This is a genomic window from Ruegeria sp. CDSB029, from assembly GCF_059611125.1.
Genome location: NZ_JBXWOX010000043.1, coordinates 1 through 15,135, shown reverse-complemented (window position 1 = coordinate 15,135; position 15,135 = coordinate 1). Strand labels below are relative to the sequence as shown.

The window sequence follows — 15,135 nt, the reverse complement described above, 5'->3', positions numbered from 1 at the left end:
CGCGGGATGGAGCAGCCCGGTAGCTCGTCAGGCTCATAACCTGAAGGTCGTAGGTTCAAATCCTACTCCCGCAACCACTTGGGTCGAACAAAGTACCGAACAAGCCGCCGCAAGGCGGCTTTGTTCATCCTGGGCTAGGCTAATCATCGCTGCCAGTGCACCTTCCAACTCGATCTGCACGCCATCCCGTTCATGTTGGATCGTAACACGTTCGATCAAGCCCCGAATGATCTCCAATGCCCCTGTGCGGATTGCCGGGTCGGATAGTGCCTGTGTCAAATCGGCGACCTTGGAGCGATAGAGTTCGGTCAGGTTCGGGTGCAGTCGCACTGGTGACGGTGCAGGTTCGGAGAGCTTACCATCAAGATCGGCGATCTGCGCTTCGAGTTCTTCGAGCTTGGCTTGAAGTCCGGGTGTACGAAAGCCCTCTGCGATTGCATCATAAAACCCATTCAGTTTGCGCGCAGCTTTGTCCCTTTCGGATTGCAAACGGGCCCGAGCTGCCTCCAACGCGCCCGTTTCCGCGTTGGCGGCTTCGCTGAAAGATTTGACGAATGTGGCCACAGCATCGGGCTGCATCAGGCGCTGACGCAGCAAACCCAGAACCGCGTCTTCCAGAACGTTACGGCGAATGGATTGCTTATGGGAGCATGTGCCGAGCTTGCGGGCGGCAGAGCAGGCGAGGTAGTCGCGTCCGACTGTGGCAAGCGGCCCTCCGCAGGTGCCACAGAATGCAAGACCTGTCAGCAAGTGTTTCTTGCGCCGCTTCTCCCAGAACCGTGTCTTCTTGATGGCTTTGACGCGGGGGTCGGCCTCGATCTCGGCTTGCCGCTGCTTCACCGCCTCCCAAAGATCGTCACCGACAATACGCATCTCGGGGACTTCTGTGATTATCCATTTGGAGGGATCGTTGAGACGGGACACACGCCTGCCGGTCTCCGGGTCCTTGATGTAGCGCAACCGGTTCCAGACTAGGCGACCGATATAAAGCTCATTGTTGAGAAGGCCCGTTCCGCGTGTGCGGTGTCCCCGGATGGCCGTGTCACGCCATAGTTTGCCTCGGGCACCGGAAATATCCTCGGTATTCAGGCGGCGCGCAATGGCCTTCGGGGAACGCCCGTCGGAAAACTCCCGAAACACCCGCCGAATTACCTCAGCTTCCGCCGCGTTGATCCGTCGTTCTCCCCTGACGGGTAGGCCGTCCAGGCCGAGACGCCGGACGACGTCATAGCCGTAGCTATTGCTGCCACCGGAGCGTCCAAGTTCGACCCGCCCACGCAGTCCCCGCCGGGTTTTGTCGGCCAGGTCTTTGAGGAACAGTTGGTTCATGGTGCCCTTGAGGCCCACATGCAACTCACTGATCTCGCCTTCGGCCAGTGTAACGATGCCGACTCCTGCGAAGCTCAGGCGTTTGAAGATCGCTGCGATATCAGCCTGATCACGGCTCAACCGGTCCAGCGCCTCCGCCAAAACTAGGTCAACTCGTCCTTCCTGAGTTGCATTGATCAGCTCTTGCAGGCCGGGGCGCAACATCGAGGCACCGGAGACCGCACGATCTGAATAGGCGTCGACAATGGTCCAGCCTTCACGCTCTGCACGTTCTCGACACAGCCGCAACTGATCCTCGATTGATGCGTCCCGCTGCATTTGGCTTGAGAAACGGGCATAGATTGCAACTAGGGTCATCGCCGGGCCTTTCTCTTTTGGTTGATCAGGGCCGCATAGTCGCGGCCCGCTTCAATGGTCTGGGCGTGAAAATAGTGGCGCTCGGCTGTTCCGAAGCTCGTATGCGCAAGAATTGGTCGAATTAGCTTGGCGTGTTCCGGAGAAGATCGGGCCAGTGTTGTCGCGGCAGCATCCCGAAAGAAATGCGGCGGGATACGGCGACCCGTTAGCTTCAGCGTCTGCTCAGCGATCCGGGGGCTCAGCGCATCTTTCTTCAAAGGAGTACCAGACCGGCCAACCCACAGGACATCGTGTTGCTGTTGGCCACGCTCCATAAAAAAGGGACGGGCTTCGTCGACATAACGGCGTAAGAGCGGCTCAACGCTCGGCGGAACATCAGCTTCCCAGGGATGCCCTGATTTGGTCAGATCCCCTGTGAGCGCAACAATCATGGCGTCCGGTGTGACTTGCAGGGATGGGCCAATCTGAAGCCCGGCGAAGGCACGTCGCCGCATGGGCATCAGGGCTAGCATGGCAATCATTGTTCCATCCCGCAGGCAGATCATTCTGCGTAACGATGTTCGGGCGACTTCTGCATGTTCCGTTGCCAGTGAGATACCTGCCCGAAGCAATACATCGCTGGACAGTACCCGGCCTAGTTTCCGATCCCGATCACCGTTGCCTGCGGTACGCTTCAATCCCGTTTTTAGCCTGCGCTGACCGGTCCAATCGTGCACAGGATCAGCCGCAGAGAGGACACGCAATACGCCATCTATGAACATCAACCGGGTCATCGGTCGGGTGTGTGAGAGGTCTTGAAGCCAAGCGGAAAGGCGCGGCAGGGTCGCGCGTCGCGCCGGAGGCAGCGTGATCGCATCCGCATCGCTAGTAATCAGCCATTGCAGCCATCGGGCATAGCGAAGTTCCAGCGTCTTCAATGAGGTTGCGCGCAGATGAGCGAGGGCGCCGCAATCGTCGAGCGGTCCGGCCGCCTTCTGAAGCTTGTCCCACATATCCCAGTCGGACGCGGGCCAATTGGCGAGAGGCAGAACCAGGCTCATCTGCGGCGCCCTTTCTTGGCGTCGATCAGGTCGGCAAAGGCGCGCGTTGCCGAACGTGCTTCAAGACCGGAATACATGTTGATCGTGTGGCTGACTTCCGAATGTCCGAGCAACCGGCGGGCAACCTCATAGCCCCCAGGATTGGCGTCGAGCCAGTTCATCACCGCAAAGTGGCGAAACAGGTGGGCGTTCATCTCCAACCCCGTTTCCTTCAATATCCGTTTAGAGATGCGTTCCGACAGAACGCTGGGGTCAACGGAATGTTGACCAACTCTCCGGGGAAACAGCCAGCGTGTTCCCGCTGGGCGGAGTTCCGGGCAGCGAGATTTAAGGTGCGCATCGATCATGCGGACAACATCGCGCGGAACCTCAAACTCGACAGGTCGTTCATTTTTTGTCTCGTTGTCTTCCAGAACCAGGTAGACGCGCCCATCGCCGGGGCGGTGCAAGTGGCGTTCGAGGTGGATGCCAGCCAGGTTCTCCACGCGAACTGGGCAGACCAGCAAGATGGCGATGGCGAGCGCATCTTCGCGTGCCAGAGCCCAGCCATACGGTTTGGACGTGCCGCGCGGTCGGGCGAAAATCCGTTCAGGCAGGAGCAGCAGGCGCTGCTGGTGCCGGTCCTCCTGCAACACCCTCAGCCGGCTTCGGTTTTTTTGGGTCATGCCATTCTGAGGTTTGACGGCCAGGCGCGCGGCAAGCCCCGACAGCGCGTCCCGGGCGTCATCGGGTGCATTGAGTATCCGGGCTAGGTTGCGGAGCAGCGCGGCGATCTCGCTGATCATCTTTGTGGTCTGGTTGTTGGTGCGCGATAACATCTGGCGCGAACCTCGTTCCGCCGTCACCGGATTGATCAGAACGTCCAATCCGCCAATGTGGCAAATTGGGATGCCAGAATGAACCAGTTCGGAGGCAAACCGAACCAACTGTCTTTGGTATTGGGCCAGGGTCGCGGATCGGAGTGCTCTGTTCTGACCGTCATCTGCCAGCGGGTCCGGTTTGGACAGACGATGCATCAGCTCTGCAAGAGCTGTTTGGAATGGCGTTGGAAACGCGGTCACCGAAAAAGTGATGACCTTCTGACGAGATTCCAGGGGCAAAGTGACCCTGGGCCATTGTGAAATACGTCGGGCCGCCAGGTTCCAGCCGTTGACTGCAGCCCGATATGCAACATCAGGAGATTTGCTGATCTCGTTTTGCTCAAGGGCTACTCGATAGGCTTGAGAATGCTCTTTGCGCACAGTGGCGGGTTTGACGCCTTGCCGGTTCAGATAATGCACGAAGCGGCAGAGTGCGGGTTGCAATGTCTTGTCTCCGGACGCCAATACAATCACCCAGAGCGCGTGCCAATCGGGAGACAGATCTTCAATCCGGTTGTATCGCCGTTCCACCAGCCCGAAATGCGCGAGCGCAGCCCGTGCATCGCTGACCGCGTTTTGCCAACTCTTTGGCGTGAGACCCAGCGCAGCCGGTGAGACCTGGGTCAAACGGGGCTGCAACCATCGGCTATCGCAGGGAACGTCCTCGGGCGGCAGCGCAAGGGCCTTCGCCACGCGGCGCAGGCCGGAGATCAAGTCGCGGCGGCGCGCGTCAGACAGAGAGGTGTCGGAGTACAGCTGTTCGATAAGGTCGGCAAACATCGGTGTGTCGGCTTTTACGAAGGCCAATCTCAATGGAACGGGGCTCTGCTTAGTCATCGGGTTTGCGTTCCTCTGGACATGTCTGGTCTCGGGCGGACTGGTGTGGACAGGAGGTCCGATTCGGGAAAAGCGTAGCACAGAAAGTTAGAAACTTATGGGGATACCCTCTTCCCGAAACGTGTTTAACAAATTGATATTAATAGACATTAACGGCCACGAGTGCCTACCAGCAATGTGCCTGCCGGTAGGCGGCATGAGCTGCCGGATCAATGCGGATGAGGCGTCCGCCGGGGCCAACCCAGATAACCTCGAGCAGGCCTGCTGCAATCGCACGGCGCACCGTCTTCTCCGAGCAATTGTCCAGTTCAGCGATGTCCTTCACCGTCAGCAGCTGGCGGGTTTGTTTTTTCATTGCATTGATCCGTGGCATCGTGATGCGCCTCCTTTTTGGCAGAGGCGTTCCGGCCCAGTTCCCGTACTGCCTGGGCAGCCAGCAATCGGACCAACTGGTCAATCGCTGTCTCAACCTGCTGGTGCGCTTGGTCGTCAGAAGGGGGTATGGCAGGAACGCGTGTCATGCCATGACCATGACAACGCAGGCTTGCTCATTCTAAGTGTATTGATTGCCCGATTCAGGCGGTGCCCAACGCTCTTTCTCTTCTCGCTCAAGCTTGCCGCGAAAATCGTCAATATCCACTCGGATCGTCTCACCGCTCAGGTTTTGTCCCGGATCGGTGATGAACCTCACGACAGACTGAATGAAGTCGACGAGCGGACCTTGCCGTTGTCCGCCGGGGCGACCGTCTGAGTATGTCGTATAGGTCAAAGGGCGACCGGCATCTTTCCAGATATAGCAGCAGCTCTCGACGATGTACTGAAGGCGTTTGTCGCGCGAGAACCGCTTGTCGCGTGGCGACATCTCTGCAACCGCGCCGGGGGTCACAAGGATGTGCCGAATGTCATCTATCACGTCCTGAGTAAGTGTCGTTGCGGTCTCAATATTGTCGAGCACTTGGGGAAGAAGGTCTGCGTCTTCTGGCGTCGACGCGAAATAAGTCGAAAGCGAGCCCAATGAGTTCCGGAGTTCTTGGGGACTAATGGAACTCTGTTTGGCTTTCCGCAAAAGTTGCTTGAGGTGCTTTTGACCTCGTTCAATTGCTTGCGAGCGACGGACCTCGGTCAGGTTGATTGCGATGTCTTCATCGTTGTTGAGGCAATTCCCAAGAATCACAGAGAGTTCGCCAACGAGATTAGTTGGCAGGTCAAACCGTTCAGCCAAGCTCTCGATCATGTCCTCAGAAAGAGCGCCGCGTTCGCCATAACTGCCGAGCTTCCATGGCATCGAGCATTTGATCCCATCCATGTGCGGGTAGACCGAATAGTCACCTTCAATATCTACGACGTCGTGATTGTCCTTCGGACCGCTCTCCGCGTTAGCGCTCATGTTATTCTCCGTTTGGTTCACTCAATAGTTTGGTCGCACGTCCAAAAGCTGATGTGCATCAAGGCAGTATTGTTTGCTGAGGAAGCGCGCTGGTTGACACAAGGCGACCCCTTCAAAGGTTGCACATAAATAAAAGAACAGGAAGGGAACAATTTGGTTAGGTTCTGTGTCGAGCCGCTGACCCGAACCGTCTGCGCTATTGGTGGGCTGTTGCGCTTCGGGTCAGCTAAGGTTTGTACAACTTGCGGCCGCGCGAAACACAAAGATCCCACAAAAAAACGGATCAATACACTTAGTTAGCAAGAGCGCAAAATCGGACGTTCTGGGCCGGGATGGGTCTTCCTCGTCTCCGTTGCGCCCGGTTTATTCTTGCTGCTTTCCCTGGCAAACGATCAAAAAAAAGCGGTGACCACGGTGTGTTCACGACCGGCCTCCAAGGTGAACTAAGGTTCGGGGACCACACCATGCCAGTGTCGCTCGCACATGACCGCTATGCGGACAAAGCTGCCGTTTGAATTAGTTCTGGGAATGTCGGCTTGTGTCGCACAGTTTGGAGCAGTCGCATACTCCAAAGACGCAATTAGGGCACGACTTACTTGGTCACCCGCCCCGCTGCGAACACGTCCGGGTCTATCGCCATGAGATGCACGTCATTAGTTGGCGCCATCTCCAATTTTCTGCACAAACCTTCAGAAGGCGCGTTACCTTCACGGATCCCTGTGAAAAAAGTCCCAAGACCATGGAGATCACGCATAGCAAGCATTGAATTTGCGCCCATGATCAGGGCAATCCCCTCGCCCCGCCGCGATTCATCTGTCGCTAGCATACCCCACCAAGCCTGATCGGCATTCCGGTGATCAGGATGAAACTGCGCAACGGCTGCTGTTGCCGCGACGACTTCCCCCTTGCGGTCACGTGCCAACAAACACACGCTCGGGCGTCTCAGCCCGCGGATGAACGCGCCCATCGGAAGCAGGACTCCACATGCCTGTGTGAGCGTATCCAATTTGGCCAAGTCATCACCTGGTGTTTGCGCATCTACACGCACGAGTTCGAGATCATCGGGTAACTTGCGCGACGCCAAAACCATGGCCGCGGCTTCAAGCGATGCTGCGCTCCCTTGCCAGTCAACGAACTGATCCGTTTTCAGACCGTGCTGTTCAAGCCCTTCACGCCTACGATCGGCAGCTTCGACAGGAGTTCCTTCGGCCATGCAAACGCCCTGTAGTCGAGTCATCGCAATTTGCTTCACCAAATCGATGTCGTTCTCCGCGCTAAGGCCCACCGCGCGGCCATGGCAGGAATAAGTCGGGTCATTCTTGACCAATGTCCAAATACGGTCCGCCCTGCGTTGCAGGTCCTGCTGTTCTGGCTGGCCAAAAAATTCATTCGAAAAATCTGTCATAACTTATTCGTAGCATCAGCAAGCTTGATGGGAAGAAAAATCTAGCAACGCGCTTTGGCGACCAAGTAACAGCGGACAATCGTGTGCAGTGCAGCATTCAGTAGTTTGGGCTCTTTAGTTGATTCCGTTGCGCCTTGATCGAACCGCCGCTGTTGATCTGGGGGAGTAACGCTTGGGCCTTGGTGGCACCTACGGGGACCCTTCGTTGCCGAGCTCAGGCACTTAGACGTTCGCTTTAATATTGTTTGCGAAGCGCGGTCGGGTGAAAATGAAGTTTTTCAGTTCGATATTGTCTAAGCCTACTCTAAAGATCGGGACAAGCGTGTTGGAGGTTTCAACCAGAATAAGCGTATTCTGATCCGACATCGGGGGAAGAAGATCTTTATATAGACGGATATTGTCGTCCGTTAACTTTTCAACATACTCGCCGCGAATTGCAGACCAGTTCACCGAATGATTGTCGTTGGCTGCATCGTAAAGAACTAACGAAATTCGAATTTTCAAATCCGTATCATTTACCACCATTAATTTGAACATTTCCACCATCGAGTCAATGTATTCGCTATTGATCTCCCGAGTTTCTCGAGAAACTAGGTCACCGATCGTATGTGCTGCTTTGGTGTTCGAGGCATTCTGCCTATAAGCGTCAAAAAATGTATAACCCGCCATGATCGCCCAAAAGAGGATTGGGATGACAAGAACGGCTTCGACGGAAATCGAGCCGTTTTCCCGGCCGAGGAATCGTTTTGAACAGTGTATCGAAAGTCGGTTAATCCTCATACTATTTAGGCTCCTGTACGAAAACGGTTGTAGCGGTCAAAGCGTATTGACCTTCTTCGTTAACTATTGCCTTGCCCATAGCGGATGTCGGGAACCTGGGATTGATCTTGGCGCAGGCCCGAAGAACCATCAACTCGTTCTCAAGGCCGTTTTGAAAAGTCCGCACAGGGCGCACCTCGTCGGACAAGTCAGTGCAGTCAGGGATGGTCGGTACTGTTATGGACGCAAATGGATCTTGACGGATCATTTCTAGACGCAAGCTGTTTTCACAATTGCTGATAAAACCGGCTCGGTTGCAGATAATCGCCTTAATATCGTCATGCTGTGGGTTAATGCCGGTGTTCAGCCTAATGTCGCGAACGGTCATGTCGACAGCCCGCTCCAGTTGCGCATGTTTCAGTGTTACTAAGCCAAGCTCCAATCCCGAAAGAACCAGGAAAAACACGGCAGGGAATATGATAACAAACTCGACAGTCACATTGCCGTCTTCCTTGCGGCGAAGCTCAGTTAGAGCGGAGAACATCCGGCGCATCATTGTGTCAACCTCAACATACGAACCGAGGACGCGATTGAAGTAAAGGCATCTGTAAGGTCAGGCGCCGATGCATCATAGTAATGACTGGCAGAGCTTGCGCAGCCTTGCAGCACCTTTTGACCGTTCGCAGGGGCATTGACGCTGACACTAAAGACAATCACGCCTTCATCTTTGGCTGCCTTGCATACGTGCTTGGTGCGCGCATCCTTGGCTACTGCATTTTTCTTGCTGAACGCGCTGCTTTCCCACTGCCCATAGGCACTTGGCGACTGGGTGAAAATATTGTTTTCGATGTATTCCAAGGACACAAGGTTCAGCAGCTCAACGTAGGACAACTGTACCGATTTGCCGGGCTCGTCTTCTTTAACGCATGAAGTTTTGCTGCCTTTGGTCGTGCAACGTGAGTCCCCGTTGCCGTAAGGGTGATCCTGCCAGCTGTTATCATGAGGCCACCAATACATAGGGGTGCCATTTGATTGGAAGACTGAGAAACGATTGGCTTCCTCATTGTACCACAAATCCGACAAGGTAGTACGCATCGAGGGGTTGAGCATGTGCTGATCGGTATTGTCCCCGTCGGACACCAGGATCAGAACTTTTAGAACGTTACTATTGTAATCCATTGGGCGGTATTTGAATGCTTCCGGGACGATACCATCACCATCTGCGGATACAGGAGTGGCCAGACCATTGATGACTGGGCGTGTGCTCGGATCCAGTAAAATAAGGCCCCAATTTGCACCGTTGTCCAGGCCAGAATCTTCGTCTGCCACTGGGTTGCTTAGCTTGGTCAAGCCATCGACATAGTCATGAAGCACTGTTTCATTGTTTTGGAATGGCAGGATCGCTGATCCAGGGCGGATTGGGCAAACGGGATTTTGAATCGGCTCTTTTGTCTCGGTGTAAGGGTCGAAATGAGCCGTTTGCTCCAGCACTCTGGTCAGAGAAAGATCAGGCTTGCTAAATTCATTGTCGATAAAGTTGACGCAATGCGAGTGGCCATGAAAACGGTCGACATTGTAGTATTTCAGCAAATCTGCGCCAGCGTTAACCTGGCTGGAATACGGAATCAGGGAAAACGAAACTTCGTTGCTCCAATGCCCGTTTTTCTTTCCTATCTTTGTGATGATGTTTTTCGTTGCATTTTTTAATTGAAACAAGTCGATCGAGGTCGAAACGTCCAATACGATTGAGATTTCGGCAGCACCGACGCTTTCCTCGGCAGTGCTCGCTGCGGGTGCGATCAATGTATCAACACCAGAGAGGTGCATGAATTGGGTCTGTATCTCAGATTGGGCTGTCGCCGACACCTCTCGATAACCAGTGTCGTTGACTACATTGATATTGGTCAGATTTTCCAGAAGGCCCGCCTTTTCTAGGTACGAACGAACGACAGATCCTGGATCCGCCTTTTGATCAAGATCCGCCGCAGCCAAAACAGACCGATCCAGCGTGTACTGCAAATTTGCACGTTCGCTCTCGTGGCGCATGAAATCGATACCAATTCCCACAAAGGCGACAATAGCCACAAACATAAATAGGGCGAATATAGTAAGCGCGCCATCCTCGTCGCGGGCAAGACGTCGAGCACCTTTCCACACACCGAATGCAGGAGAAACGCTAGAGCTTGTTGATTTTACAAAATTCGTAGGCATTTATAACCTCCTTTAGCGGCGGAAAGCTGCCATAAGTTCATTTCTATTAGGGGAAAGCTCGCAATTGCAGGTATTGCAATTACGGAAACATTTACTAGGGCATCGACTCAGAACCCCTCTAAGCCTTTGGAATTAGGTTTATTTTTAACTGAGAGCATCTCTATAAACTCTGTGATTTGAATATGTCAAAATTGCGGCGGCCTACTGGCCATTTGGAGGGATTATCTTTTATGGAAAAAAACGATTCATTAATGTCTGGTTAATATAGAGGCTTAAAATATGGGGCTGCCTTCTTGAAAACGGCCATTCATCCCATCTGGCAGAGCACTCTGCAGCGCTGCGGTCAGCACCAAGGGCAACGCGCAGATGGTAGACTATGCAAACAAACATAGAAACACGCCTGCCTCCAAGCTGGTGATGGCATCCAGCAAGGCGCAAGAACAAGGGCCTCAGGACGCGATGAAGGCCGCGATTCGAGCCGCATTTGTGGCCAACCCCATGAAAAAGCCGACCTTCGCTGCGCTATGTCGAATGAGCAGTTCGAGCTCGCAGCGGACGTTCAGTAATTTCAGCCCGATGTCTGCCTTGCGGACATTTCTGCCGTTTGCTGCGGCACAGAGCTCCGGAACCAATTGAATGATTGCTCAGCAGGCGGAGTGGACGAACAGAACTATTTTTCGCTGTCTCGTCTGATAGCGCGGACCCTCATTGTCTATCTCAGGGCAAAAGCCTTCATCTACCACGGGATCGATATATAGCTTTCGACAGACGCTCTATTTAGAAAAAAGGCCATTAGAAGAAAATACAGCAATATTGGGGCAGCAAATGTAGCCCTTCTTATCGTAAGTTTTAGGGAGCTATTCTTGTCCGGGCCAAATGTTTCGGCCTCGGCGTCGTTCAAAGGCGGGAATAGCTCCCTTTTGCTTTGCTTAACCATAGTCAACTCGTAAAAATAAACTATTTGCTATTTTCCAGACCTTACATTAACCGAGTGTTAACGCACCTATTATTTCCGATTTAGCAGTTTTTTTGATCGCCGCTGGAAACACAAACTTGAAAACCACTGCTATTGTTAACAGTTTTATTTTCCCAAGTGATTCTTTTGGAAATAAAAGCCAAGTTGTTAATATTCCATTAAAGATAACAACTCCTGAAAGTCGAATAGCTGCCTCATTCTGGCCGTGTTTGAGCAACATTTTTAAGGATGGCATTCGTTCGCCACCGCTGACCAGTATTTCTATAAACGAAAAGGATTTCTACCGTGTTGAACTTCCTTAAAGTGAGCGTATCCGCAATCGTACTCTCTACATTTGTAGTCGCGCCAGTCGTGACCGTTCTCGCTTCCGATTACGCATACGCAAAAAATGGTAACGGAAAAGGTGGAGGTAGCGGCGGCGGAAAAGGGGATAATGAAGGTGGCAACGGTGGCGGAAAGGGCGGCAACAACGGTGAAAAAGGTGCCAAAAGGGGATGGGGTTCCGACAAAACGCTGAACGGGGCAAATACGAAGTCTGCCAGCAAAAGTCGTAAGTCAAAGAGCGGCAGTCGTTTGGGTCAGGCTGTGAAGGAAGACTTTCAGGCCTTGGGCCGTAACCTGAAGCAAAACGGTGTCAAAGGTCTATTCAAAGGGAACAAGGCACGGACCACCACAACACGAACAAGTAAAGCGAGTGTCGCGCAATCCCCGAGACCACCAAGCAGAAAAGAAAAACTCCTTGATGATGGCACGCTTGCCCCGCGTAACCTCGGCAAACTGAATGGTGCCATTAACTCCAGTGTAAATGCAAAACTCGCGCATATCGCGAACGGACAGTATGCGAAAGGTACAGGGCCGGTGAGCCTGGCCGCTGGCCTTGCCGTAGCCGACGCAAATTTCAATCATGTCATGGGTGAAGATTACGACTTGAGCCCTGAAGAAGTGAAGGAAATTGCTGCGGCGTATGATTATTTGGACACGGCTCCAATGACGCTGGAGGAAGCTGAACAGGTTCTTGCCGATGAGGCGTCCACTCCCGGTACGATTGCGCCTGAAGATTTGGAAACCGCACAAGCGGTGAAAGATGCGCACGACGTAACAACAGATGAGGACGGAAATACGATAGCGCAACCGACGGACGATCAGTTGGCGGCTGCGGAGGCGGTGCATGACGCGGAGGCCAGTTTGTTGGGACATTACAAAGGCGATTTTTCTGAGGACAAAATCGTCGCGGAAGAACAGCAAGACCGCGTCCTCGGCGCGGTCCGTGCCTCCAATCCCGATGAAGAATCGGTAAAATCCACACTTGGCATTTCGGATGACGGAAGCGTTTATGCCGACGGCCAGGAGGACGATGATGTTGATGGAGAACCGGAGGAAGTAGATCAAACCCCGGGTGGAGAGGCGGAAGACGAATTTGCAAGTAACGGCTGAACGTAAAGTTAGAGGCCCGAAGGCAAAGATTTAGACGCTATTTCGACAGTACCGGTCTCCCGTTGGATTGAAACTGATCCACTAGTTGGATGGCACTATCACCTCTTTGGGGGTCACCAAAACAAACCTTACGCGGGACTAACATGTCTGCTTTGGGCTCATACCTCCGGTCGGGGCACGTCGCAGAGAATGGCGGCAGAGAACCCTAAGCCGCCGCTGACTACACTTTGGTCTTTTGCAAGTGCGGCAGGTTGCGAACCGCGCAAACCGGACATTCCCACGCGCTTCTCAGATGGCAGGGTAGCAGGACGAAGTTAGCTTTCGCTGCGGCTGCGCCAATGTCGGCATCGCGCAAGTTGCTCTCGGCTTAGATGCCAAGATTATTGGTGTTTTGCCGGTGGTCTCAGTAAGCAATTCTGATAGCCTAGTCTCAAAAATCGGGGCTTTCAGTTGCGCAGTCAGGACCTAAACCTTCTTGTCATTTTCGATGCTATTATGACCGAGGGGTCGATCACTCGGGCGGCCGAAAGATTGAACATCACTCAACCGGCAGTCTCGAATGCAGTTGGGCGGATGCGCGAGATCTGGAAGGATGATCTTTTCATCAAGGATGGAAGAAACATCGCGCCCACCCTGTTTGCCCAGAATCTCTGGGTGAAGGTAAAAGAACCATTGGAAGAGATTGACGAAGCCATCAATCCCAAAGGGTTCGATCCTTCCACGTCGCGCCGAACCTTTCGGATCGCGGCGACGGACCTGATGGTAGATTTGGTGTGGGCAGACCTTCGCCATCGCCTCGAACAAGACGCGCCGAATGTGTCCATCCAAACGGTGCCTTACACAATCTCAAACGGGGAAACGGTCCTCAATCGCGCATCCGTCGATATTCTCATTGGCGCAAACGACCTGATGCCTCCAATGAAAACAAGCGAATTATTGGTTGATCTTGAGTATGTCTGCGTGATGAATCCCGAACATGAACTTGCAACAGGTAATCTGACGCTGGAGCGCTTTGTTGCGGCGGATCATCTCTTGGTTTCTCTATCCGGTGATGTTCGCGGTTACACCGACATGGTGCTTGCCGAACATGGGCTGCAACGCCGTGTGGCAATGACAATAAATAATTTCGCAAGCGCCGCCAAAGTTCTGAGGGAAAGCACGCTTGTCTGTGTTTTGCCCTCTGTCACCGTGAGGCCTCTTATCGACTCCGGCACACTTTTGTCGCGCCCGCTTCCAATCCCGGTTCCGGGTCCTAAGCTAAGCTTGTTCTGGCACAAGCGCTCCGACCGGGAACCGGGCAATATTTGGCTTCGTGGACTTTTCAAGGAGTTGTTGCGGCCGGCATAGATTTGGCTAGTTTGGCCTCACTCGCAATCCACGATAAAAAGACCGACGATGCTTCGTACAGCGGGCGTAACAATCATGATGGCAGGCAAAGCAGCCAAAAAACCGACAATCCAGGCGCTCAGCCACGCCGAGATCAGGATTGGGACGATGCCGATGTTGATCGTCGTGACGACCAACGACATCAGGCCAGACATCAAAAGTGCCATGAAGAAGTAGAAAACGTACTGCGTGTATTGTTTTGGAATGACGTGCATGTTGTGTGGTCTCCTTGGAGGCGGCCGGCGGATTGGTTGTTATTTTTCCAGCGTCCAGTCGGCCAGGATGTTTCGGGTCCTCCGGTCTGAAGGACCCGATTGAAGGAACGCGGCTTAGGTGCGGCCTTGGACGGTGAAAGTTTGGCCGCTCCGGGCACCTTCAACACTTTTGCGAAACGCCTTGGCAGCGACCGCTGCAGGTACAGGCTCGGAACCCGCAAAGGCAGAACCGAAGAGGTCGACGGATTCTTCCAAAATGGTTGGACTGACTGCATTGACGCGAATGCCGCGCGGCAATTCCAACGCCGCCGATGCTGCAAATCCCTCTAGCGCACTGCACACGGTGGTGGCAGCGGACCCATAGCGGATCGGGTCCCTGCTGATGATGCCAGCGGTCAGGGTAAAGGACCCACCATCGTTGATGTGCTTGGCTCCTTCCATCACCAGATTGACCTGTCCCATCAGCTTGTTGTTCAGGCCAAGCTGCCACTGTTCTTGTGTGATGTCTGCCAGAGGGCCAAAATGCACGGCCCCTGTCGCCGACACCAGCGCATCGAAAGCGCCAACTTTCTGATACATGGCCTTAATCGACCCGAAATCGGTGATATCGACTTGGACATCACCTTCCGAGAAGCCAACTTCCACGACCTCGTGGTCGTTCTTCAGGTCTGATGTTATTGCGCTGCCAAGTGTTCCGGTGGCTCCCACAACGATGACTTTCATGATCTGTCTCCATTTTTATTGCTACAAACCGAACTGGTTTGGCTGAGACAGATATGCCGAAATCAAAACATAAATAAAAATAATGTATAAGCATGTGATATATTCTAAAAAATGATGTTTAAGCAGTGATGTTTTTCTTAAGCGGTTCTCTGATCGCGGTATTGTCAAGGGCGTTGGATTTGTTGTCCGCCGGGGTCTTGGTTCTCTCCGAAGTCA

At 53.6% G+C, this 15,135-nt stretch carries 15 protein-coding genes and 1 tRNA gene; 4 read left to right on the top strand and 12 right to left on the bottom strand.

What is annotated here, in order from left to right; all coding sequences use genetic code 11:
• Positions 1 to 77: transfer RNA gene (locus tag AC2FI8_RS24080), tRNA-Met, on the top strand.
• Here the strand turns inward: AC2FI8_RS24080 and AC2FI8_RS24075 are convergent.
• The 9 genes from AC2FI8_RS24075 to AC2FI8_RS24035 form a co-directional block, all read right to left on the bottom strand.
• Positions 34 to 1,686 carry a recombinase family protein gene (locus AC2FI8_RS24075; RefSeq protein ID WP_496781198.1) on the bottom strand — a complete coding sequence of 551 codons (1,653 nt, stop codon included), beginning with the start codon at positions 1,684 to 1,686 and terminating at the stop codon, positions 34 to 36. The two genes, AC2FI8_RS24080 and AC2FI8_RS24075, sit on opposite strands and share 44 nt — an antisense overlap.
• The gene (locus tag AC2FI8_RS24070; protein ID WP_496781197.1) at positions 1,683 to 2,726 is read right to left on the bottom strand and encodes a tyrosine-type recombinase/integrase; all 1,044 of its coding nucleotides are present in this window, start codon (positions 2,724 to 2,726) and stop codon (positions 1,683 to 1,685) included. Before AC2FI8_RS24070 ends, AC2FI8_RS24075 begins: the two co-directional genes overlap by 4 nt.
• The gene (locus AC2FI8_RS24065; RefSeq protein WP_496781196.1) at positions 2,723 to 4,423 is read right to left on the bottom strand and encodes a site-specific integrase; all 1,701 of its coding nucleotides are present in this window, start codon (positions 4,421 to 4,423) and stop codon (positions 2,723 to 2,725) included. Before AC2FI8_RS24065 ends, AC2FI8_RS24070 begins: the two co-directional genes overlap by 4 nt.
• 166 nt (positions 4,424 to 4,589) lie before the next feature.
• A complete protein-coding gene (locus tag AC2FI8_RS24060; protein WP_496770837.1) occupies positions 4,590 to 4,796 on the bottom strand; it encodes a helix-turn-helix domain-containing protein in 207 nt (68 codons plus the stop codon).
• Positions 4,797 to 4,976: 180 nt separating this feature from the next.
• Entirely contained in the window at positions 4,977 to 5,810 is an 834-nt protein-coding gene (locus tag AC2FI8_RS24055; RefSeq protein WP_496781195.1) for a hypothetical protein, read from the bottom strand.
• A 592-nt stretch (positions 5,811 to 6,402) separates the two neighbouring features.
• Positions 6,403 to 7,137, bottom strand: a complete 735-nt coding sequence (locus tag AC2FI8_RS24050) for a hypothetical protein (RefSeq protein WP_496781194.1) — start codon at positions 7,135 to 7,137, stop codon at positions 6,403 to 6,405.
• A gap of 300 nt (positions 7,138 to 7,437) precedes the next feature.
• A complete protein-coding gene (locus AC2FI8_RS24045; protein ID WP_496781193.1) occupies positions 7,438 to 7,995 on the bottom strand; it encodes a TadE/TadG family type IV pilus assembly protein in 558 nt (185 codons plus the stop codon).
• 1 nt (position 7,996) lies between these two features.
• A complete protein-coding gene (locus tag AC2FI8_RS24040; RefSeq protein WP_496770843.1) occupies positions 7,997 to 8,518 on the bottom strand; it encodes a TadE/TadG family type IV pilus assembly protein in 522 nt (173 codons plus the stop codon).
• 8 nt (positions 8,519 to 8,526) lie between these two features.
• Complete coding sequence (locus tag AC2FI8_RS24035) at positions 8,527 to 10,185, bottom strand: TadE/TadG family type IV pilus assembly protein (RefSeq protein ID WP_496781192.1); 1,659 nt, start codon at positions 10,183 to 10,185, stop codon at positions 8,527 to 8,529.
• Positions 10,186 to 10,551: 366 nt separating this feature from the next.
• On the opposite strand from AC2FI8_RS24035, the gene AC2FI8_RS24030 reads away from it, so the two are divergent.
• Complete coding sequence (locus tag AC2FI8_RS24030) at positions 10,552 to 10,821, top strand: hypothetical protein (protein ID WP_496781191.1); 270 nt, start codon at positions 10,552 to 10,554, stop codon at positions 10,819 to 10,821.
• 347 nt (positions 10,822 to 11,168) lie between these two features.
• Here the strand turns inward: AC2FI8_RS24030 and AC2FI8_RS24025 are convergent, their stop codons facing one another.
• Positions 11,169 to 11,396, bottom strand: a complete 228-nt coding sequence (locus AC2FI8_RS24025) for a hypothetical protein (protein ID WP_496781190.1) — start codon at positions 11,394 to 11,396, stop codon at positions 11,169 to 11,171.
• A gap of 50 nt (positions 11,397 to 11,446) precedes the next feature.
• On the opposite strand from AC2FI8_RS24025, the gene AC2FI8_RS24020 reads away from it, so the two are divergent.
• Both AC2FI8_RS24020 and AC2FI8_RS24015 read left to right on the top strand, forming a co-directional pair.
• Positions 11,447 to 12,595, top strand: coding sequence for a hypothetical protein (locus AC2FI8_RS24020; RefSeq protein WP_496781189.1), 1,149 nt, complete (start codon positions 11,447 to 11,449; stop codon positions 12,593 to 12,595).
• A 450-nt stretch (positions 12,596 to 13,045) separates the two neighbouring features.
• On the top strand, positions 13,046 to 13,942 hold the full coding sequence (locus AC2FI8_RS24015) for a LysR family transcriptional regulator (RefSeq protein ID WP_496727536.1): 897 nt from the start codon (positions 13,046 to 13,048) through the stop codon (positions 13,940 to 13,942).
• Positions 13,943 to 13,959: 17 nt separating this feature from the next.
• Here AC2FI8_RS24015 and AC2FI8_RS24010 read toward each other — a convergent pair whose 3' ends face one another.
• Together AC2FI8_RS24010 and AC2FI8_RS24005 are read right to left on the bottom strand one after the other, a co-directional pair.
• Positions 13,960 to 14,196: a DUF2798 domain-containing protein gene (locus AC2FI8_RS24010; protein ID WP_496770854.1), complete on the bottom strand. Its 237-nt coding sequence runs from the start codon at positions 14,194 to 14,196 to the stop codon at positions 13,960 to 13,962.
• Between the two features lie 114 nt (positions 14,197 to 14,310).
• A complete protein-coding gene (locus AC2FI8_RS24005) occupies positions 14,311 to 14,919 on the bottom strand; it encodes a short chain dehydrogenase (protein WP_496727534.1) in 609 nt (202 codons plus the stop codon).
• Between the last annotated feature and the right edge of the window lie 216 nt (positions 14,920 to 15,135).